This is a genomic window from Mycobacterium sp. shizuoka-1, assembly GCF_002723835.1.
In the GTDB taxonomy this organism is placed as follows: domain Bacteria; phylum Actinomycetota; class Actinomycetes; order Mycobacteriales; family Mycobacteriaceae; genus Mycobacterium.
Window position 1 is genome coordinate 41,288 of the sequence record NZ_BEWG01000113.1, and the last position, 20,247, is coordinate 61,534.

General features: G+C 68.9%; 18 protein-coding genes. 8 read left to right on the forward strand and 10 right to left on the reverse strand.

All coding sequences use genetic code 11. From position 1 onward, the window contains the following. Window positions 1–3 precede the first annotated feature (3 nt). A complete protein-coding gene (locus MSZK_RS28145) occupies window positions 4–2,910 on the forward strand; it encodes an MMPL family transporter (RefSeq protein ID WP_099251815.1) in 2,907 nt (968 codons plus the stop codon). Window positions 2,911–2,976: 66 nt separating this feature from the next. Here the strand turns inward: MSZK_RS28145 and MSZK_RS28150 are convergent, their stop codons facing one another. Next, window positions 2,977–4,131, reverse strand: a complete 1,155-nt coding sequence (locus MSZK_RS28150; RefSeq protein ID WP_099251816.1) for an AI-2E family transporter — start codon at window positions 4,129–4,131, stop codon at window positions 2,977–2,979. An 81-nt stretch (window positions 4,132–4,212) separates the two neighbouring features. Here MSZK_RS28150 and MSZK_RS28155 point away from each other — a divergent pair, with 81 nt between their 5' ends. Next, entirely contained in the window at window positions 4,213–5,391 is a 1,179-nt protein-coding gene (locus MSZK_RS28155; RefSeq protein ID WP_099251817.1) for a YbhN family protein, read from the forward strand. Window positions 5,392–5,421: 30 nt separating this feature from the next. Beyond that, entirely contained in the window at window positions 5,422–5,796 is a 375-nt protein-coding gene (locus MSZK_RS28160; RefSeq protein WP_099251818.1) for a DUF3054 domain-containing protein, read from the forward strand. On the opposite strand, the gene MSZK_RS28165 is transcribed toward MSZK_RS28160, so the two are convergent. From MSZK_RS28165 to MSZK_RS28180, 4 genes are all read right to left on the reverse strand, one after another. Further along, window positions 5,793–7,118 carry a HAMP domain-containing sensor histidine kinase gene (locus MSZK_RS28165; protein WP_099251819.1) on the reverse strand — a complete coding sequence of 442 codons (1,326 nt, stop codon included), beginning with the start codon at window positions 7,116–7,118 and terminating at the stop codon, window positions 5,793–5,795. The two genes, MSZK_RS28160 and MSZK_RS28165, sit on opposite strands and share 4 nt — an antisense overlap. 7 nt (window positions 7,119–7,125) lie before the next feature. Continuing rightward, complete coding sequence (locus MSZK_RS28170) at window positions 7,126–7,794, reverse strand: response regulator transcription factor (protein ID WP_199203527.1); 669 nt, start codon at window positions 7,792–7,794, stop codon at window positions 7,126–7,128. Window positions 7,795–7,852: 58 nt separating this feature from the next. Continuing rightward, window positions 7,853–8,221 carry a heme-binding protein gene (locus tag MSZK_RS28175; RefSeq protein ID WP_099251820.1) on the reverse strand — a complete coding sequence of 123 codons (369 nt, stop codon included), beginning with the start codon at window positions 8,219–8,221 and terminating at the stop codon, window positions 7,853–7,855. Window positions 8,222–8,388: 167 nt separating this feature from the next. Beyond that, on the reverse strand, window positions 8,389–8,925 hold the full coding sequence (locus MSZK_RS28180) for a hemophore (RefSeq protein ID WP_099251821.1): 537 nt from the start codon (window positions 8,923–8,925) through the stop codon (window positions 8,389–8,391). 263 nt (window positions 8,926–9,188) lie between these two features. On the opposite strand from MSZK_RS28180, the gene MSZK_RS28185 reads away from it, so the two are divergent. From MSZK_RS28185 to MSZK_RS28195, 3 genes are read left to right on the forward strand one after another with little or no spacing between them, the layout of a single operon-like run. Continuing rightward, a complete protein-coding gene (locus tag MSZK_RS28185; RefSeq protein WP_099251822.1) occupies window positions 9,189–12,125 on the forward strand; it encodes an MMPL family transporter in 2,937 nt (978 codons plus the stop codon). Beyond that, entirely contained in the window at window positions 12,122–12,616 is a 495-nt protein-coding gene (locus tag MSZK_RS28190) for a transcriptional regulator (RefSeq protein ID WP_099251823.1), read from the forward strand. Before MSZK_RS28185 ends, MSZK_RS28190 begins: the two co-directional genes overlap by 4 nt. After that, on the forward strand, window positions 12,613–13,044 hold the full coding sequence (locus tag MSZK_RS28195) for a CoA-binding protein (protein ID WP_371411400.1): 432 nt from the start codon (window positions 12,613–12,615) through the stop codon (window positions 13,042–13,044). The genes MSZK_RS28190 and MSZK_RS28195 overlap by 4 nt, the downstream gene beginning before the upstream one ends. On the opposite strand, the gene MSZK_RS28200 is transcribed toward MSZK_RS28195, so the two are convergent. Both MSZK_RS28200 and MSZK_RS28205 read right to left on the reverse strand, forming a co-directional pair. Beyond that, a complete protein-coding gene (locus MSZK_RS28200) occupies window positions 13,031–13,720 on the reverse strand; it encodes a hypothetical protein (RefSeq protein WP_099251824.1) in 690 nt (229 codons plus the stop codon). The two genes, MSZK_RS28195 and MSZK_RS28200, sit on opposite strands and share 14 nt — an antisense overlap. Continuing rightward, on the reverse strand, window positions 13,717–14,307 hold the full coding sequence (locus MSZK_RS28205; protein ID WP_099251825.1) for a hypothetical protein: 591 nt from the start codon (window positions 14,305–14,307) through the stop codon (window positions 13,717–13,719). The genes MSZK_RS28200 and MSZK_RS28205 overlap by 4 nt, the downstream gene beginning before the upstream one ends. Window positions 14,308–14,374: 67 nt before the next feature. On the opposite strand from MSZK_RS28205, the gene MSZK_RS28210 reads away from it, so the two are divergent. Further along, on the forward strand, window positions 14,375–16,360 hold the full coding sequence (locus MSZK_RS28210) for a M13 family metallopeptidase (RefSeq protein ID WP_099251826.1): 1,986 nt from the start codon (window positions 14,375–14,377) through the stop codon (window positions 16,358–16,360). 12 nt (window positions 16,361–16,372) lie between these two features. Here the strand turns inward: MSZK_RS28210 and MSZK_RS28215 are convergent, their stop codons facing one another. Further along, window positions 16,373–16,714: a helix-turn-helix transcriptional regulator gene (locus tag MSZK_RS28215; RefSeq protein WP_099251827.1), complete on the reverse strand. Its 342-nt coding sequence runs from the start codon at window positions 16,712–16,714 to the stop codon at window positions 16,373–16,375. 105 nt (window positions 16,715–16,819) lie between these two features. On the opposite strand from MSZK_RS28215, the gene MSZK_RS28220 reads away from it, so the two are divergent. Further along, window positions 16,820–18,031 (forward strand): MFS transporter, encoded by a 1,212-nt coding sequence (locus MSZK_RS28220; protein WP_099251828.1) that lies wholly within the window; start codon window positions 16,820–16,822, stop codon window positions 18,029–18,031. On the opposite strand, the gene MSZK_RS28225 is transcribed toward MSZK_RS28220, so the two are convergent. Together MSZK_RS28225 and MSZK_RS28230 are read right to left on the reverse strand one after the other, a co-directional pair. After that, window positions 18,006–19,448: an alpha/beta hydrolase family protein gene (locus tag MSZK_RS28225; protein WP_099251829.1), complete on the reverse strand. Its 1,443-nt coding sequence runs from the start codon at window positions 19,446–19,448 to the stop codon at window positions 18,006–18,008. The genes MSZK_RS28220 and MSZK_RS28225 overlap by 26 nt on opposite strands. 45 nt (window positions 19,449–19,493) lie before the next feature. Continuing rightward, the coding region (locus MSZK_RS28230; protein ID WP_099251830.1) for a L,D-transpeptidase family protein at window positions 19,494–20,247 on the reverse strand (754 nt) is incomplete at its 5' end.

Sequence of the window (20,247 nt, forward strand, 5' to 3'; positions counted from 1 at the left end):
TACGTGTTCGCCTGGTGGGGTCGAACTGTGTATCGCTACCGATACATCGTGATCGCAGTCATGGTCGCGCTGTGCGTCGGCGGCGGCATCTACGGTGCCAGCCTCGGCAAGCACGTCACCCAGAGTGGTTTCTACGACGAGGGCAGCCAGTCGGTGGCGGCGTCGCTGCTCGCCGACGGTGCCTACGGCCGTGACACCTCCGGCCACATCATCGCCATCTACACCGCGCCGGACGGCAAGACCGTCGACGACCCGGAGTTCGGCAAGAAGATCCTGGACAACCTGGCCCAGGTCGAGCGCGACCACCCCGACGAGATCCTGCGGTCCATCGGCTACTTCAAGAGCCCGCAACTGCTGTCCAACATGGCCGACGCGGACAAGAAGCACGCCTTCATGTCGATCCAGCTCAAGGGCAACGACGACGACACGATCCTGAACAACTACAAGAAAGTCGACAAGGATTTCTTCATCCCCGGCGTCGACGTCAAGCTCGCCGGCCTGCAGCCGCTGGCCGCCGAACTGACCGGCACCATCGGCGAGGACCAGCAGCGCGCCGAAGTGGCGGCGATCCCGCTGGTGGCGGTGCTGCTGTTCTTCGTCTTCGGCGGCGTGGTCGCCGCCAGCCTGCCCGCCATCATCGGCGGCCTGTCGATCCTCGGCGCGCTGGGCATCATGCGACTGATCGCGCTGGTCACCCCGGTGCACTTCTTCGCCCAACCGGTGGTGACGCTGATCGGCCTGGGCATTGCCATCGACTACGGCCTGTTCATCGTCAGCCGCTTCCGAGAAGAGATCGCCGAGGGCTACGACACCGAGGCCGCGGTCCGCCGCACGATGATGACCTCGGGCCGCACGGTGATCTTCTCCGCGGTGATCATCGTGGCGTCCTCGCTGCCGCTGCTGCTGTTCCCGCAGGGCTTCCTGAAGTCCATCACCTACGCGATCATCGCCTCGGTCATGCTGTCGGCGATCCTGTCGGTCACCGTCCTGGCCGCGATCCTGGCGATCCTCGGCCCCAACGTCGACGCGCTCGGGGTCCGCACCCTGCTGCGGGTGCCGTTCCTGCGCAACTGGGGTTTCTCGCGGGCGATCATCGACTGGTTCGCCGAGAAGACCCAGAAGACGAAGACCCGCGAAGAAGTCGAGAGCGGCTTCTGGGGCAAGCTCGTCAACCGCGTGATGAAGCGCCCGATCCTGTTCGCCGCCCCGATCGTGATCTTCATGGTCCTGCTGATCGTTCCGCTCGGGAAGCTGTCCCTGGGCGGCATCAGCGAGAAGTACCTGCCGCCGGACAACTCGGTGCGCACCGCCCAGGAAGAGTTCGACAAGATCTTCCCCGGGTTCCGCACCGAGCCGATCACGCTGGTGATGAAGAACACCGACGGCCAGCCGGTCACCGATCAGCAGGTCGCCGAGATCCGCAACAAGGCGATGGCGGTCAGCGGGTTCACCGATCCCGACAACAACCCCGACGCGATGTGGAAGGAACGTCCCTACCTGGACGGCGCCTCCAAGGACCCGTCGGTCCGGGTGATCCAGAACGGCCTGGTCAACCGCAACGACGCGGCCAAGAAGATCACCGAGTTGCGATCGATCACCCCACCCAAGGGGGTGACGCTGTACGTGGGCGGCACACCCGCGCTGGAGCAGGACAGTATTCACAGCCTGTTCGCGAAGCTGCCGCTGATGGTGGTGCTGCTGATCGTCACGACGACGATCCTGATGTTCCTCGCGTTCGGCTCACTGGTGCTGCCGATCAAGGCAGCCTTGATGAGCGCGCTCACCCTGGGCTCCACCATGGGCGTGCTGACGTGGATGTTCGTCGACGGGCACGGATCCGGGCTGATGAACTACACGCCGCAGCCGTTGATGGCGCCGATGATCGGGTTGATCATCGCGGTGATCTACGGCCTGTCCACCGACTACGAGGTGTTCCTGGTATCCCGCATGGTGGAAGCCCGCGAGCGCGGCATGTCCACCACTGAGGCGATCCGCATCGGTACGGCCACCACCGGCCGGCTCATCACCGCGGCGGCCCTGGTGCTTGCCGTGGTCGCCGGGGCGTTCGTGTTCTCCGACCTGGTGATGATGAAATACCTGGCGTTCGGCCTGCTGATCGCGCTGCTGCTGGACGCCACGATCGTCCGGATGTTCCTGGTGCCGGCGATCATGAAGCTGCTCGGTGACGACTGCTGGTGGGCGCCGCGCTGGATGAAACGGCTCCAGGTCCGCATCGGCCTCGGTGAGACGCATCTGCCCGACGAGCGCAAGCGGCCGGTCGTCCGCGACGAGGCCGTGGTGGGCGCCGGAATGTCGGCGGCCGAGGCTCGCCGGCCGGTGCACGACCCCACCCATCCCGGTGGCGAGGCGCGTCCCCGCCCGCGGGTGGTCGGCCGTGCCGAATACCGCACCCCGCCGCCCCAACAGGCTCCCTCGGCGGCCGGCACCGCTCGGATGCCCGAGCCCGAACCCGCGGGTTCCGCCGAGCTCACCGACGCTCCCACCACCCGGTTCTCGGTGGCCAAGAACGCCGTCAAGAACGCGGTGAACAGCGCCGCGGCCGCCGCCAAGACCACCCGTCCGCAGGCACCGCCGGCACCCGACCGCGAGATCGAGTCCTGGCTGGGCGAACTGCGCGGCAAGCCGGCGCCCGCCCCGGCCCAGCCGGCGGCACCCGAGGACGCCACCACCGCCATCCCCGGCCAGGGCGAACCCGACGAGGTGTCACCGGCGATCAGCGCCGAGGAAACCCGCGCGATCCCGGTCAGTCGGCCCGACCAGGGCGACTCCGAGGTGGCGACCGAGAAGCTGAACTCGCGGGGCAAGAAAGAGGGCGACGAGCAGCGCCGGCGCGGCACCGGTGGCGGTGTCAGCGCCCAGGATCTGCTTCGCCGCGAGGGTCGTCTGTAATCGAGTCAGAACTGAGAGCGAAGATCCGGCCAGGTTTTCGCTCCCGCTTCTGGATCGACGCGCGGACTAGTCGCGCTCGCGTTTCGGGGGGACCACGTCAGGTTCGGCGTTCATCACGATGCCGTCGTCGTTCTCTTCGAGCTCGGCAGCCTCTTCGGCCGGATCGTCGGCCAACAGCACCCGGATCGCGCTGTTGAGGAACGCCACCAGCGGCACCGCCAGCAGGGCCCCGACGATCCCGGCCAGCACGGCACCGGTGGAGATGGCCAGCACGATCGCCAGCGGATGGATCGACACCGCGCGACCCATCACCAGCGGCTGCAGGATGTGGGCCTCGAGCTGCTGCACCGCGATGATCAGGCCGAGGGTGATCAGGGCGTAGACCACACCCTTGGCCAGCAACGCCACCACGACCGCCAGGAAGCCACTGACCACGGCGCCGACCAGCGGGATGAAGGCGCCGAGGAACACCAGCGATGCCAGCGGCAGCGCCAGCGGGATGCCCATGATCGCCAGACCGGTGCCGATCCCGACCGCGTCGACCAACGCCACCAGGAAGGTGGCCCGCACGTAGCCGATCAGCGAGCCGAACCCGGCACGCCCGGCGTCGCGCACCCGATCCCGGTTCTCCGCCGGGATGAGCTTGGTGACGAACGCGTAGATGTTGCGCCCGCCGTGCAGCAAGAAGATCAGGGTGAACAACACCAGCAGCGCGCCGGTGATGATCTCGGTGAGCGTGGCCGCCGTCGACAACGCACCGGTGGTCAGCTTCTCCTGGTTGTCGCGCAACGCCTTGATCGCGGTGTTGCCGGCGTTGTCGATCTGTTCGCGGCTCAGGTGTGCGGGCCCCTCGATCAGCCAGCCGCGCAGGTTGTCGATGCTGTGAGTGACCTGCTCGACCAGCCCGGGCAGGCCCGAAACGAATTGGCTGACAACGAAAGTCAGGATCCCACCGAAGACGCCGAAGCCGGCGAGCAATACCAGGGCCACCGCGCCGCCGCGTGGCGCCCCGCGGCGGTCCAGCCAGTCGACGGCCGGCAGCAGCAGCGCGGCCAGCATGGTCGCCAGGGCGACCGGCACCACGATGACCTCCAGGCGGCGCACCACCCACAGCAGCGCCACGATCGCCGCCGTGATGACCAGCAGCCGCCACGACCACGCTGCGGCTTTGCGGACGAGAGGACCGACGGATTCGTCGTCCGAGACACGGGTCGCCGGCATGCGGCCAAGCGTAACCGGCACACCCGGACATCCCGTGCCGAACACCGTGAACGCCGGGCTACCCGAGTTACCCTGAACTGCGTGTCCTACGACGCGCCGGTCGACCACGCCCGCGCGGAACACAACCCCCCGGCGCGCGGGAAGTACTGGTGGGTCCGCTGGGCGCTGCTCGCCGTCGCGCTGATCGTGCTGGCCGTGGAGGCCACCCTGGTCTGGGACCAGCTCGCCAAAGCCTGGAAGAGCCTGATCTCGGCCGATGTGTGGTGGGTGCTGGCGGCCATCGTGGCCGCGACGGCCTCGATGCACAGCTTCGCGCAGATCCAGCGGACCCTGCTGCGGTCGGCGGGGGTCGTCGTCGCGCAGTGGCGCTCCGAAGCCGCCTTCTACGCCGGCAACGCGCTGAGCACCACGATGCCCGGCGGTCCGGTGCTCTCGGCCACCTTCGTCTACCGCCAGCAGCGGCTGTGGGGCGCCTCCCCGGTGGTCGCATCCTGGCAGCTGGTGATGTCGGGCGCGTTGCAGATCGTCGGCCTCGCACTGCTGGGCCTCGGCGGCGCATTCCTGTTGGGCGCCAAGAACAATCCGTTCTCGTTGCTGTTCACCCTCGGCGGGTTCATCGCGCTGCTGCTGCTCGCCCAGGCGGTGGCCACCCGCCCCGAACTGATCGACGGTATCGGCGTCAAGGTGTTGGGCTGGGTCAACTCCGCGCGCGGCAAGCCGGCCGACACCGGCCTGCACAAGTGGCGCGAGACGCTGACCCAGCTGGAGTCGGTCAGCTTGAGCCGCCGCGAACTCGGAGTCGCGTTCGGCTGGTCGTTCTTCAACTGGGTCGCCGATGTGGCCTGCCTGGCATTCGCCGCCTATGCCGCCGGCGGGCATCCGTCGCTGGCCGGTCTGACCGTTGCCTATGCGGCTGCGCGCGCGGTCGGCTCGATCCCGTTGATGCCGGGCGGGCTGCTGGTGGTGGAGGCCGTACTGGTTCCCGGCCTGGTGTCCAGTGGGATGGCGTTACCCGCCGCCATCTCCGCGATGCTGATCTACCGCCTGGTGAGCTGGATCTTCATCTCGGCGATCGGCTGGGTGGTGTTCTTCTTCATGTTCCGCACCGAAGGCCAGCTCGACCCCGACGCCGTGCTCGAGGAACTCGCCGGTGCCGATCCGGCCGACGACGCGGTGCCCGCCGGTGATCCCGCCGAAACCGCACTGCAGGGCCCGGTGCCACCGCCGGGCCCCGGCTCCGAGGACGACGTGCGTCAGTGACGCACCGGGGCGGCGTGCTTAGATCCGTGCATGGCAGCACGTAGCGACACCCGTCCCGCGGTGGCGGCGCTGGCCGGCGACATCGTCTGTGTCGTGGTGTTCTGCGCGCTCGGGCGCCGCAGCCACGCCGAGGGACTGACGCTGGCCGGCATCGCCGAAACGGCGTGGCCGTTCCTGTCCGGCACGCTGATCGGCTGGCTGATCGCCCGCGGCTGGCGGGCGCCCACAGCCGTCGCACCCACCGGCCTGATCGTCTGGGTGGCCACCGTCGCGGTCGGAATGATGTTGCGTAAGGCCAGTTCTCAGGGCCTCGCGGTCAGCTTCATCGTCGTCGCATCGGTGGTGACCGCAGTGCTGTTGCTGGGCTGGCGTGCCGTCGCCGCGCTGCTGCGCAGGCGCGGCTAGACCTGACCGGCTGCGGTGGCGGGCTCGGTGGAGGCCACCACCGTCAGGACGGCGCGCAACCCGCCCAGCGGCCCGTCGGACAGTTCGATGCCGCCCCCGTGGAGGGCGGCCTGCTGGGCCACCAGCGCCAACCCCAGACCTGATCCGCCTGCGGTGGCCGTGCTGCCACGGGCGAAGCGCCCCAACACCTTTCGATGTTCCTCGGCAGGCAGGCCGCGGCCGTTGTCGTCGACGGTGATCGCCAGCAGCGAGTCCATCCGACGGGCCCGCAACACGATGCGGGTGGCCTCGCCGTGGGTGACCGCGTTGCGCACCAGGTTGTCCACCGCGAGCCGCAGACCGGCCGGCCAGCCCCACACCGCGCCTGCCTCGTCGGCCTCCACGATGATCTCGACCGCGCCGGAGCGGACGTTTTCGCGTGCCACCCGGTCCAGCATCTCGGCGACGTCGATCAGCTCCCGGTCCTCGGCGCGGGCCAACTGCCCCGAGGCCAACTGGCCGAGCGCGGTGATGATCGCCTCGACCCGGCGCTGGGCGCGGGACAGGTCGCCCACCACCTCGGCGCGCTCCTCGGGCGGTAGGTCGTGGATGCGCAGTGTGTCCAGGTCGGCACGCATCGCGGTGAGCGGGGTGCGCAGTTCGTGGGCGGCGTTTGCCGCGAAATCTTGGGCCGCCTGAAGCGAATTCGTGGTCGCCGCCTGCGCGTCGGCGAGCCGGTGCAGCATCGCGACCATCGCCTCGGACAGATCTTCGGCTTCCCTGGCGCCGTGCACCGGATCCAACCGGTCGCGTCCCGTGCCCAGCCGCCGGGTCTGCTCGGTCAGGCGCAGCAACGGGCGGATCGCCGGCCCGGCCAGGATCCAGCCCAGGGCCGCCGCAATCATCACCGCCAGGCAGACGATGAACACGTAGAGGGGGATGCGCGCCCGACTCAACAGGATGCTGTCGGCGCGGATGCCGATTGAGACCAGGATGCCGCCGGACTGCTCGACCGGCACCGTCCGCACCCGGTAGTCGACGCTGTTGACGGTGACCGTCGCCGTCCCCGGCGGCAGCGGCGGCAACTGGAAGCCCCGCTGGAAGACCACCTGGCCGGTGGAGCGCGACCGTCCGGTGGTCAGCACCCGGCTGGGATCGCGCAGTTGTTCGGGGAACATGCTGGCGTCGACGATCGAGTCGAGCCGCCGATCCAGCTGCGCATTGTCGTTGTTGGCCAACACAGTCCACGTCAGCAGCGCCAGCAGGGCGACCACCACGGCGGCGGCCAGCGCGGCGGCCAGGGCCACCCGGACCCGCAGGGAGAGGCTCCGGCCCGATGTCACGACCGACTCACGGCTCCGACCGGAGCACGTACCCGATTCCGCGCACGGTGTGGATCACGCGCGGCACGCCCTCGCGTTCCAGTTTTCGGCGCAGATAGCTGACGAACACGTCGGCGACGTTGGTGTCGACGTCGAAGTCGTAACCCCACACCAATTCGAGCAGCCGCTGCCGGGACAGCACCACACCGGAGTTCTCGGCCAGCACGGCCAGCAGGTCGAACTCGCGTTTGGTCAGCTCCACGCGGTCGCCGTTGACAAACACCAGCCGGCGGGCGGTGTCGATGGTGAGCGGCCCGATGGTGACGGCGTCGGAGCCCTCGTGGGAGTTGACCGCCCGCCGCAGCAGCGCGTGCAGCCGAGCGACCAGCTCACCCAGATCGAACGGCTTGGTCAGATAGTCGTCGGCGCCGGCTTCCAGGCCGGCGATCCGGTCGTTGACGGTGTCCCGCGCCGAGAGCACGCAGATCGGGATGTCGTTGCCCAGCGCGCGCAGTGCGGTCACCACCGCCACGCCGTCGAGCTCGGGCATCTGGACATCGAGCACCAACGCGTCGTGGTTCTCGTTGGCCAGTAGCCGCAACGCCTCCTTGCCGGTCGCCGCGACCCGGACGTCGAACCCCGAATGCCGCAAACCGCGTGCGACCGAGGTCCGGACATCCGGGTCGTCGTCGACCATCAGGACGGTGCGGCCGGCGCCCTCCTGCGCGGGCTGCTGTCCTACCCGCACCTGCGAACTAGGAGACAGGAACGTCAGGGGCACTGCCGCAACGGTTCTTCAGGTCGACCAGCGGCTGGCGGATGCCCTGCAGGTCGGCCTTCACCGAGGGGTTGTAGTCCAGGTACTGCTTCACCTCGGACCGGATGGTGTCGCGCGGCGCACCCTCCAGACCGGTGAAGAACGCGTTGACGTCCGGATGCGTGAACAGGTACGCCGACGTCGCGGCGGACACACCCGCGGCGACACCAGCCAGGTCGGCGGCGGTGCAGTTCGGCGGCGGGTCGGCCAGCGCGGACGGGGCGCCAACCAGGATCGCGCCAGCGACAGCGCCCGTGCCGATCACACCGGCCACTGCGCGACGGGCCAGACGGGCATTAACCAACATGCTCGGACTCCTTAAGCGTAGGGAGAAGCGATGCCAGTAACCGCTACTGACAGGGAAAGCTAAGCAGAATTGCCGCGGACTTTCGCGCCTTGAGCTTAACCAATCGTGAGAATGTTCCGACGCAGCTGGTCAGAGCCCCGCGCCCGGGCCATTCGGCGACGCAGCGGTCACCGCGTGATGACCGCGACCGGGCCGGGTGCGGGCCCGCTGCCCAGCGGAACCTGGCTGCCGGCAACCTGTTGTGCGGCGCTCGCCCCGGCCAGCGCGCCCGGGTTCGTTCCAGCCAAACCACCGGACTGGGCCGACTGCAACAGTCCGAGCAGCTGCGGCAGGCTCACCGGCAGCGAGCACTGCGTGGACACACTCGTCAGCGGCTGCTGGATGGTCTGCAGGTCCTTGGCGGCCGCGGGATTGGCGTCGAAGTAGGTCTTCAGCGCCACCAGTGTCTGCGGACCGGCCTGCTGCTGGGAAATCGTCGTCAGCGCCTGGTTGGTCTGCGGGTGGGTGTCCAGGTAGGTCCCGGTGTTGGTGGCGACGGTGCCGATGGTCTTGGCGATCTGGCTGGCCGCGCAGGGGTCGGGGGCGGCGGTCGCCGCCGACGACGACAGCGCGAGCGCCGCCGCGCCCCCGGCCGCCGTGGCGGCCAGCACGGCGCACAGCCCGCGGCGGACGACCGCGATCGTCGAGTGGGTGGAGGCGAGCATCGGGACTCCTCGGGTTCGCTGACAACAGCGCCGCGCCGCAGCAACGCCGCGACTCGGCTAAGTCCCCGACCCGGTACATGGCCACCGCACATCCTGCCATCGGCGGCGGCCGTCCTCCACTCGGCGTTGGTTACGGGGAGCCGATCAGCCGGTCTCAATCCAGCTAAGACGCCGATCACGCCGGATCAACGCACAGCAACCTGAGGTACGCTCGCAGCCACGCAATCCGGGGAGAATGCGGGGAGATCGCCATCCAGCAGTTCATGATGCGTCTGTCCAGCAACCTGCGCAGATACCGCTGGCTGGTTTTCTCGTGCTGGTTGCTCGCACTCGTGCCGGCCGTCTATTTGGCTCTCACCCAGTCCAACCACCTCACCGGTGGTGGCTTCGATGTGGCCGGCTCGCAATCGCTGCATGTGCAGTACCAACTCGAGGACCACTTTCCCGAGCAGGGCGCTTCGCCGCTGGCGCTCGTCGCCGCGCCCCGGGCCGACGCCAGCTACGAGGACATGAACAACGCCGTCGCCCAGCTGGAGCAGGCCGCCAAACAGACGCCGAGCGTGGTGATCGTCCCCAATCCCGCGCAGCCGGCGCCGGCCCCGGACAAGCCCTACGTGGTGTCGCTGCGGCTGGACTTCAACAACACCGGCGCCGTCGACGTCGCCCGGCAGTTGCGTCAGAAGATCGGTGTGACCGGTGACCAGCCCGGGCAGATCGACAACGGCCGGGTGCGGTTGTACGTGATCGGCCAGGGCGCGCTCGGGGCGGCCGCGCAGACCAGCACCAAGCACGACATCGCCGAGGCCGAGCGCTGGAACCTTCCGATCGTCCTGATTGTTTTGCTCGCGGTGTTCGGCTCGCTGGCTGCCGCAGCGGTCCCGCTGGCCCTGGGGCTGTGCACCGTCGTGGTGACGATGGGCGTGGTCTACCTGTTGTCGATGGTCACCACGATGTCGGTGTTCGTCACCTCGACGGTGTCGATGTTCGGCATCGCCCTGGCCGTCGACTACTCGCTGTTCATCCTGATGCGGTTTCGGGAGGAACTGCGCGCGGGCCGCGACCCGCAACAGGCGGCCGACGCGGCGATGGCCACCTCCGGTCTGGCGGTGGTGTTGTCGGGTCTGACCGTGATCGCCTCGCTGACCGGCATCTACCTGATCAACACCCCGGTGCTGCGATCGATGGCCACCGGCGCGATCCTGGCGGTGGCGATCGCGGTGCTGACCTCGACCACGCTGACACCTGCGGTGCTGGCCACCTTCGGCCGGTCAGTGGCCAAGCGTTCCCCGATGCTGCACTGGTCGCGTCGGGCAGAGGCCACCCAATCCCGGTTCTGGACCCGCTGGGTCAACGAGGTCATGCGCAGGCCGTGGCTGTCGGCGCTGGCCGCCACGCTGGTACTGCTGCTGATGGCCGCCCCCGCGTTCTCGATGGTGCTGGGCAACAGCATGCAGCGGCAGTTCAAGTCGTCCCACGAGATCCGCGGTGGGGTGGCCGCGGCCGCCCAGGCCCTCGGCCCCGGCGCGCTCGGCCCGGTTCGGGTGCTGGTCACCTTCCCGGACGGCGGGGCGTCGGACCCCAAGCACGCCCCGGCGCTCGAGGCGATCAGCACCGAGATGTCCAAGGCTCCCGACATCGTGTCGGTCTCCACGCCGGTGTTCGCCGACGACAACGGCAGCGCGCTGATCTCGGCGGTGCTGTCGGTGGATCCCGAGGACATCGGCGCGCGGACGTCCATCGACTGGATGCGATCGCATCTGCGTGCCCTGCCCGCGGCGTCGGGCGCCCAGATCGACGTCGGCGGGCCGACCGCCTTGATCAAGGACTTCGACGATCGGGTGTCGGCGACTCAACCGCTGGTATTCGTGTTCGTCGCCCTGATCGCCTTCGTGATGCTGCTGATCTCGGTGCGCTCGGTGTTCCTCGCGCTCAAGGGTGTGCTGATGACGGTGCTGTCCGTCGCGGCCGCCTACGGCAGCCTGGTGATGGTCTTCCAATGGGGCTGGCTCGAGCAGCTGGGCTTCGAGAAGATCACGTCGATCGACAGCACGATCCCGCCCTTGGTGCTGGCGATGACGTTCGGCCTGTCGATGGACTACGAGATCTTCCTGCTCACCCGGATCCGGGAGCGTTACCTGCAGGCCGGTGACACCCGGGACGCGGTCGCCTACGGGGTGGCCACCAGCGCCCGCACGATCACCAGCGCCGCGCTGATCATGATCGCGGTGTTCACCGGGTTCGCGTTCGCGGGCATGCCACTGGTCGCCGAGCTCGGGGTGGCCTGCGCGGTGGCGATCGCCGTCGACGCCACCATCGTCCGGCTGGTCCTGGTGCCGGCGCTGATGGCGATGTTCGACCAGTGGAACTGGTGGCTGCCCGGCTGGCTGGCCCGGATCCTGCCGTCGGTCGACTTCGAGAAGCCGCTGCCCAAGGTCGACCTGGGCGATCTGGTCGTGATCCCGGACGACATCTCGGCGCTGGTGCCGCCGACAGCGGATCTGAAGATGGTGGTCAAGGGCGCAGCCCGGCTCAAGAACCTGGCGCCGGATGCGGTCAGTGTGGCCGACCCGCTGGCGTTCACCGGCTGCAGCGAGCTCGCCGGCCGGGTCAAGGGCAGCGACGACGCCCGCGCCCAGCCGATGCGGGTCGGCGCGGGCAATACCGCGACGGTGAAGTTGATCCGCGGCTATCGCAGCGTCAGGACGGCGACGCCGCGGCCGGTGCACCCGGTCACGATGTGGCGCGGCCGGCTGGCGATCGCGCTGGACGCCCTCGAGACGGGTGCCGACAACGGGCAGCCGGCGGTCGAGCGGCTCAGCCCGGTGGAGACGACCAACGTCCAGCTGCCGACCGGCGACCGGCTGCAGATCCCGACCTGCGCCGAGACGCTGCGGATGCAGGCCTACCTGATCATGTGCCGCAACAGCCGGTCGGATTTCGCCGAGTTCGCCGACCTGGTCGGTGTGATGGATACCGAGGCCGCTGCGGTGGTACTCGCCGGGATGGACCGGTATTACTGTTCTGAACAATCTGAGCGACAATGGGTGACCACCCAGTTGGTCCGGCGGCTGGCCGATCCCAACCCCACCGACGTCGAGGTCGACGACTGGTGGGCGGGACCGGAGGGGGCCGCCGAATGGGAGCGGATCAGGCAGCGCTGCCTTGCGGTGGCGGTGGCGATCCTGGAGGAGGCGAGGTGACGGTGGCAGCGGATCGCGATGCCATACCCGCACCGGCCGCCCGGTCCTTCGCCGACAGCCGCCCCGTCGAGTTCTGGCCGACCGCGTCGATCCGCAGCGCGCTGGAGAACGGCGACATCACCGTCTGGCAGCGCATCGTCGTGGCGATCAAGCGCGATCCGTACGGCCGCACCGCCCGTCAAGTCGAAGAGGTCCTGGAGCACTCGCAGCCGTACGGCATCTCCAAGGCGCTCTCCGAGGTGTTGGTGCGTGCGCGCAGCCATCTGGAGGCCAACGAGCGCGCCGAGGCGGCCCGCCACGTCCGGCTGCTGCTCGACCGTTCCGGCCTGGCCGAGCAGGAGTTCGCGTCCCGGATCGGGGTGGGGCAGGCGGACCTGAGCACCTACCTCGACGGCACGGTCAGTCCCCCTGCCTCACTGATGATCCGGATGCGCCGACTGTCGGACCGATTCGCCAAGATGCGCGCCCAGCGAGCGTCCGGCGGCGCGTGACGGTGGTGGATTCACCGGATTCGGCCCAGCTGCAACAGATTCTGCGCGAGACCCGCACGGTTGCCGTGGTGGGCGTCTCGGACAACCCGGCCCGGCCCAGCAACGAGGTCTACCGCTACCTGGCCCGGTTCAGCCACTACCAGCTCTACCCGGTGAACCCGAACATCAGCGAGATCGACGGCACCCCGGTCTACTCCAGTCTGGCCGACCTGCCGGAGGTACCGGACATGGTCGACGTGTTCCGTCGTTACGACGACCTGCCGGCGGTGCTGGCCGACACGCTGGCGTCCAGCCCCCACCCGAAATGCCTCTGGCTGCAGCAGGGTCTGTGGCACGAGGAGGTCGGCGAGCGGGCGCAGGGTGCAGGCCTGCGCGTGGTGATGGATCGCTGCCTGAAGGTCGACTACGCCCGGCTCATCGGGCGTTGATCGGCGCGACGTCGACCACCAGCCACCGGGCGTCCTGCTTGACCAGCCCCACCCGCAGCGCGAGCACCGCGGTACTCGGCGGCTGACCGGGCTGGTTCTGGGTGCCCCGCATCACCACGGCGACGCTGGCGGCCCCGGGGCCCAGCGCTTCCAGGCCCGCCGAGATGGTCTGGGCCGAGGCGGAGATGTTCTTGGTGGCCAGCTCGGCCGTCGATTTCCCGAACTGGTTCTTGAAGGCGTCCGCCCGATCGGGCGCCATGAACGACGCCGCCCGGTCGATCGACGCGGTGGGGGCGCCCGGGGTGAAGGTGGCGGTGGCCTCGGCGACCGCGGTGGCGATGCGCACCACCTCCGCGGAGTCGCGGGTGAAGTCCCGGTCGGGCAGCGTCCACCGCAGGTAGCCGACGACCACCGCGGCCACCACCGCCACGGCGGCCGGCCCGACGACCGCCAACCGCAATCCCGGGCCGTCGTCGTCGGTGCCCACCGTCACCGAATCCCGCCGGTAGAACACCACATTGACGATGACGCCCTCGACGATGAGCAGGCACAGCATCGAGCACACCGACACCCACCACAGCGGCCAGCCGAGCACCACGCCGATGGCCAGCAGTCCGCCGACGGCGGCGATCGGGGCGGCCACGTCGAAGGCCAGCACCCGGGCCAGGTTCCTCATCGCATCGACTCCAGCCGGGAGATCATCAGCTTGCCGTCGACGTCGGACACCCCCAAGCGCAGATTCCAGCGCACGGTGGCCGGCTTGTCCCCGGCGTTCTCGCTGACCGAGGTGGCCACGACCAGCACGGTGTCGGTGCGCTGGGCCAGTTCTGGGGGCAGTGTGGCCGGAGTCGGCGCGCGCTGGCCCGGCTGGCGGTCGAGATCGCGGTGTACTGCTTCGAAGGAAACCGACTCGATGCGCCCGGTGGTGCGGGCGTTCAGGGTGCGGACCACTTCGCGGTAGGGCGTGATCGCAGCTTCGAAATCCGAGTTGAGCTGGCCGACGGTGCCGTCGTGCAGCTTCTGCAGACTGGCGTCGACGTTGTCGACGGTCATGTTGATCAGCACGCCGGTCCAGTCCGCGGCGGCGGCCATCACCCGGGTCTGGTAGGCCCGCTCGTCGACGGCGCTACGGTGCCCCGACCAGATCAGCGCGCCCAGCACGACGGCGACCACGGTGACCACGCCCAGCACGGCCGAGGCAACCCCGTAGCCGGAGAACACCCGGCCGGGTGCCTGGTCCTGCGTCGTCGCGGCCTCGGGCATGCAGGCGAGGCTACCGGGCGGCCCACGACCCGACCGCCGCGGTCTGACCTCTGGTAAGGATGGTTGGGTGACGGTAGAAGCACTGCGTTCGGGTATCGACCTGGCTCATGTCCAGGCCGAGGTTCGCCCGCAAGACGACCTGTTCGGCCACGTCAACGGGCGCTGGCTGAGCGAATACACCATCCCCGGCGACCGGGCCACCGACGGTGCGTTCCGGACGTTGTACGACCGGGCCGAGGAGCAGGTCCGCGAGCTGATCATCGAAGCGTCGAAGTCCGGCGCCGCGGCAAATACCGACGAGCAGCGGATCGGCGATCTGTACGCCAGCTTCCTGGACGCCGAGGCCGTGCAGCGCCGCGGCGTGCAGCCGCTGCTCGACGAGCTCACGCTGATCGACACCGCGGCCGACCCCACCGCGCTGGCGGCTGCGATCGGCGCACTGCAGCGCAGCGGGGTGGGTGGCGGTGTCGGGCTCTACATCGACACCGATTCGAAGGACTCCTCGCGATATCTGCTGCACGTCACGCAGTCCGGGCTGGGCCTGCCCGACGAGTCGTATTACCGCGACGATCAGCACGCCTCGATCCTGGGCGCCTATCCCGGGCACATCGCCGCGATGTTCGCGCTGGTCCTGGGTGGCACCGCCGAGGACTACACCGAGCGGGCCGCGCGGATCGTGGCGCTGGAGACCAAACTGGCTGCCGCCCACTGGGATGTGGTCAAGCGCCGCGACGCCGACCTGACCTACAACCTGCGCCGATTCGCCGACCTGCCGACCGAGGCGCCAGGCTTCGACTGGGCCGGCTGGATCGCCGGTCAGGGCGCTACCCCCGACGCGGTGGCCGAACTGGTTGTGCGTCAACCGGATTACCTCACCGCCTTCGCCGAGCTGTGGTCGAGTCACGACTTCGCCGACTGGCAGGACTGGGCCCGTTGGCGGCTGATCAACGCCCGGGCCGCGTACCTGACCGACGCGGTGGTCGAGGCGAACTTCGACTTCTACGGCCGCACCCTGTCGGGCACCGAGCAGATCCGCGACCGCTGGAAGCGGGCCGTATCGCTGGTGGAGAGCCTGATGGGCGATGCGGTCGGACGGCTGTACGTCGAGCGGCACTTCCCGCCGGATGCCAAGGCCCGCATGGATGTTCTGGTCGACAACCTGCGCGAGGCGTACCGGGTCAGCATCAACGACCTGGAGTGGATGACACCGGCCACCCGAGGGCGGGCGCTGGCCAAACTGGACAAGTTCACCGCCAAAATCGGCTACCCGAAGAAGTGGCGCGATTACTCCACGCTGGTGATCGACCGGGATGATTTGTACGGCAACGTCATTCGCGGCGCCGAGGTGGCCCACGACCGCGAGCTCGCCAAACTCGGCGGCCCGGTCGACCGCGACGAGTGGTTCATGACACCGCAGACCGTCAACGCCTACTACAACCCGGGCATGAACGAGATCGTGTTCCCGGCTGCGATCCTGCAGCCGCCGTTCTTCGACGCCGAAGCCGACGATGCGGCGAACTACGGCGGCATCGGGGCGGTGATCGGTCACGAGATCGGCCACGGATTCGACGACCAGGGAGCCAAATACGACGGCGACGGCAACCTGGTGGACTGGTGGACCGACGAGGACCGTGCCGAGTTCGGCGCCCGCACCAAGGCGCTGATCGAACAGTACGAGGAGTTCGTCCCGCGCGGGCTCGAGCCGTCCCATCACGTCAACGGTGCCTTCACCGTCGGAGAGAACATCGGCGACCTGGGCGGGCTGTCGATCGCGCTGCTGGCCTACGAGCTGTCGCTGGGCGGCAGGCAAGCCCCGGTGATCGACGGGCTGACCGGCAGGCAGCGGGTGTTCTTCGGCTGGGCGCAGGTGTGGCGGACCAAATCCCGTGAGGCCGAGGCCATTCGGCGGCTGGCGACGGATCCGCACTCGCCGCCGGAGTTCCGCTGCAACGGGGTGATCCGCAATATGGACGCCTTCTACGATGCGTTCGAAGTCAGCGAGGCCGACGAGCTGTACCTGGAACCCGAGCGGCGGGTTCGGATCTGGAGCTGACCGCCGCGACGCTCAGCGGGCTGCCGCCTCGCGGTTGGCGCCGTCGACGACCGACGCCAGCAGGCCCGGCAGCGCCCGGTCGATCTCATCGACGCGCAACCGCTGCAATGTGACACCGCCGAGCACCAGCCGCTCGAGCAGGCCGGCTTCCCGCAGGATCTTGAAGTGGTGGGTGGCGGTGGATTTGTTGATGCCGTCGTAGAGCGCGCTGCACTGCAGCGGTGCGTCCGCGTTACCCAGCCGCCGGACCATCTCCAGCCGTGCCGGGTCTTGCAGCGCCGCCAGCACCTGGTGCAGGGGTGCGACCGGATGGACCGGATAGGCCTCGGCCTGGAATGCCTGCGCCTCGACCATGGTTGTCTCCTGTGTCCCGCATCACGACCTGCCAAGTTTGATCGTTATCAAACCTAGCGTACGCTCGGACGAGTTCGATGATCATCAAACATACCGGGAGTCGCAATGGCCTGTCTGGACGAGGCAACGCCTGGCCAGGTCACCGGTCAGCGCTGGGCATACCCGCTGCTGCTGGTGCTCAGCGGTGTGGCGCTGGGGGTGTCCGGACTGCCGGCGCCGCTGTATGGCATCTACGAGTCGAATTGGCATCTCACCCCGCTGGCCACCACCGTCGTCTTCGCGGTGTACGCGTTCGCCGCACTGGCCGCGGTGCTGGTGTCCGGGCGGATTTCCGACGTCGTGGGCCGCAAGCCGGTGTTGCTCGGCGCGTTGATCGCCCTGATCGTCGGACTCGGCGTCTTCCTGATCGCCGACAGCATCGAGATGCTGCTGCTGGCCCGCACCATCCACGGCGCCGCGGTGGGGTCGATCGTGGTCGCCGCCGCCGCCGCACTGCTGGACCTGCGCCCGCACCACGGTGTGCGCTCCGGACAGCTCAGCGGCGTCAGCTTCAACATCGGCATGACCGTGGCGATCGTGGGTTCGTCGCTGCTGGCGCAGTACGTCGCCCATCCGCTGCGCACCCCGTACGCGGTCGTCGCAGTGGTCTGCGCGCTCGTCGGCGTCGGGGTGGCGGCCCTGCGCGAAACCCATTCCGGCCGTACCGGTGGCCGGATCAGGATCAGCAAACCGGCTGTGCCTCAAGAGATCCGCGACGACTTCTGGTTCGCCGCGCTGGGCGCGATGGCCTCCTGGTCGGTGCTGGGGGTGTTGCTGTCGCTGTACCCGTCGCTGGCCGCCCAGCAGACCCATGTGCACAACCTGGTCTTCGGCGGCGGGGTCGTCGGCGTGACGGCGTTCTCGGCCGCGATGGCCCAGTTGGTGGCCACCCGGGTTCCGGCCCGGCGGTCGGCGGTGATCGGTGACATCGGGATGGCGGCCGCGCTGCTGCTGACGGTGCCGGTCCTGCTCACCCACCGCTGGCCGCTGGTGTTCGTGGCCGCTGCCCTGCTCGGCGCCACGTTCGGACTCGGCTTCGGCGGCTCCTTGCGTCACCTGTCGGACGTGGTGCCCGCGGACCGGCGCGGGGAGACGATGTCGGCGTTCTACCTGCTGGCCTACACCGCGATGGCGCTGCCCACGATCGCGGCGGGCTGGGCGGCCACCAAGTGGCCACTGGCCCAAGTGTTCCCGTGGTTCGCCGCGATCGTCGCGCTCGCCTGCCTGGGCGCGGCCGCGGTGGGCGCGAGCGTCAACCGGTCGCGCCGGGCGTCTTGATCTGCGCCGCCAGCCACGGCAACGCGTCGGAGAACGCCCGCTCGGCGAACTGCCAGGTGTGAAAGCTGATGATGCGGTGCACCGTGCAGGAGATGTCGACGCTGCGCGCGGTGGCACACAGGTCATCGGCCGCGCCGGCCTCGTCGGAATCGCGGAAGTCGTCGTGGCCGCCGAAGCCCATCGGGGCATCCGACTGCGGCCGGTGCCCGCCTCCCCCACCGTACGGTGAGGCGGTGTTGGTGGGTGTGACGGTGTCCTCGAACCAGCCCGCGACACCCTGATAGGGCCCGTGCCGCATCATCACCGTCCGCGGGTCGAACTGGTCCCAGGCCGCGGCGTCGCCGCCGTAGAGCCGGCTGATGGTCTGATCCTTGGTACCGGCGGTCGGCCCGTGGTCCCCGGCGATGTCCTCGAACGTGCTGAACAACTCGGGATGCATGACGGTCAGGTCGATCGCGCAGGTGCCACCCATCGACCAGCCGACCACCGCCCAGTTGGCCGCCTGATCGGACGCGCCGAAATGCGCGACGACGTAGGGCCGCACGTCCCGGGTCAGATGATCGGCTGCGTTGCCGCGGGGACCGTTGACGCACTCGGTGTCGTTGTTGAAGCTGCCGCCGGAATCGACGAAGACGAAGATCGGTGCCTGTCCGCCATGGCTGGTGGCATACCCGTCGATGATCGGCATCGCGTTGCCGGTCCGGATCCAGTCCGCCGGGGTGTTGAACTCCCCGGCGACCATCATGACCACCGGCAGCCGGGGCGGGGTCGGCCCGGCGAACCAGGCCGGCGGCAGATAGACGTATTCACTGCGGTGATGGAATCCACTTGCGTCGTTACCGATGTCGACCTCGACGAGTTTTCCGCTGGTCTGCATGGTGTTGCGCAGGCCGGGCAGGTCGGCGGCGTCGACCTGGTCAGGCAACGGCCCCGCGGTGAGCGCTCCCCAGGCGGTTTGCACGCTCGGGTAGTAGCCGACCCATTTGTTGAGCGCGACCAGTGCCGTGAGCAGCGTCAACGGAATCGCCAGCAGCGCCACAGCACGTCGCCACCAGGAGCTGCCCCGCCAACCCAGCACGGCGACCGCCACTCCGGCGGCGAAAACCCCTGTCCACAACCACAATCCGAATGGGGCGGGGTCCGAGGCCAGCCCCTCGGAGTCGACGTAGGTGTGCGCGGCGAGCGCACCGAGCACCCCGACGAGCGCACAGATGGGCAGCCATAGCACCCACCAGCGCCAAGACCTGCGCCAGCCGATGCCGACGATCAGCGCGGCAACCGCCAGGATCTCGATGGTCAGCGGCAGCCACCCGCCCAGTAGCGACACCCCGTGGGCGTAGGTGTGCAGGTCGGGCGCGGGCAGTTGCGGCAGGGGTGCCGGCGGCGTCGGCGTCGGCGGTGACGTGGTGGGCGGCACGACCCCATTCTGAGGGGCGTTGCTGTGCCTATGCTTTGAGCCCGGCTAGGCCAGCTGCCACTGCCAGTCGTCGGCGCCGTCCGGGTTGTTGTACAGCCCCACCGAGTTCTTGACGACGATGGGGTCGCCGCTGCCGAAGTTGTCGTAGAACCACTTGGCGTTGTCCGGTGACAGGTTGATGCAGCCATGGCTGACGTTGCGCTTACCCTGGTCGGCCACCGACCAGGGCGCGCTGTGCACGAACGCCCCGCTGTTGTCGATGCGCACCGCCCACTGAACTTTGAGCTTGTAGCCTTCCGGCGAGTTCACCGGGACGCCGTAGGTGGACGAGTCCATCACGATGTCCGGGAATTTCTCCAGCACGTAGTAGGTGCCGTTCTTGGTCTCGTGCTTGCCGTCCGGCTTGCCCATCGACACTGGGAACGTCTTCTCCACCTTGCCGTTTCGCGTCACCGTCATCTGGTGGGTCTTGTCGTCGACGGTGGCCACCAGCGCATCGCCGACGCGGAAGCTGGACTTGGCTCCGCTGGCGTCGATGTTGACGACGGATCCGGACGGCCAGAAGGCGTAGGGGCGCCAGCGCACCTGGGTGTCGGTGGTCCAGTAGAACGCGCCGGGCACCGGCGGCACCGAGGAGATGTGGATCGCCGACTCCGCCAGCGGGCGGTTGGCGATCGGTCGGGCGAAGTTGATGATGATCGGTTTGGCCACCCCGACCAGTGCGCCGTTGACCGGGTTGAACGACGGCGGCGCGAACACCGGGTCGCCGGTGTAAGGCAGCGGGTTCTGGCCCTTGACC

Bases quoted from the DNA above. Each gene is read 5' to 3' on its own strand.
- MSZK_RS28150 (WP_099251816.1), bottom strand. From the start codon at position 4,131: ATGCCGGCGACCCGTGTCTCGGACGACGAATCCGTCGGTCCTCTCGTC.
- MSZK_RS28160 (WP_099251818.1), top strand. From the start codon at position 5,422: ATGGCAGCACGTAGCGACACCCGTCCCGCGGTGGCGGCGCTGGCCGGC.
- MSZK_RS28170 (WP_199203527.1), bottom strand. From the start codon at position 7,794: ATGGTCGACGACGACCCGGATGTCCGGACCTCGGTCGCACGCGGTTTG.
- MSZK_RS28175 (WP_099251820.1), bottom strand. From the start codon at position 8,221: ATGTTGGTTAATGCCCGTCTGGCCCGTCGCGCAGTGGCCGGTGTGATC.
- MSZK_RS28180 (WP_099251821.1), bottom strand. From the start codon at position 8,925: ATGCTCGCCTCCACCCACTCGACGATCGCGGTCGTCCGCCGCGGGCTG.
- MSZK_RS28185 (WP_099251822.1), top strand. From the start codon at position 9,189: ATGATGCGTCTGTCCAGCAACCTGCGCAGATACCGCTGGCTGGTTTTC.
- MSZK_RS28200 (WP_099251824.1), bottom strand. From the start codon at position 13,720: ATGAGGAACCTGGCCCGGGTGCTGGCCTTCGACGTGGCCGCCCCGATC.
- MSZK_RS28205 (WP_099251825.1), bottom strand. From the start codon at position 14,307: ATGCCCGAGGCCGCGACGACGCAGGACCAGGCACCCGGCCGGGTGTTC.
- MSZK_RS28215 (WP_099251827.1), bottom strand. From the start codon at position 16,714: ATGGTCGAGGCGCAGGCATTCCAGGCCGAGGCCTATCCGGTCCATCCG.
- MSZK_RS28220 (WP_099251828.1), top strand. From the start codon at position 16,820: ATGGCCTGTCTGGACGAGGCAACGCCTGGCCAGGTCACCGGTCAGCGC.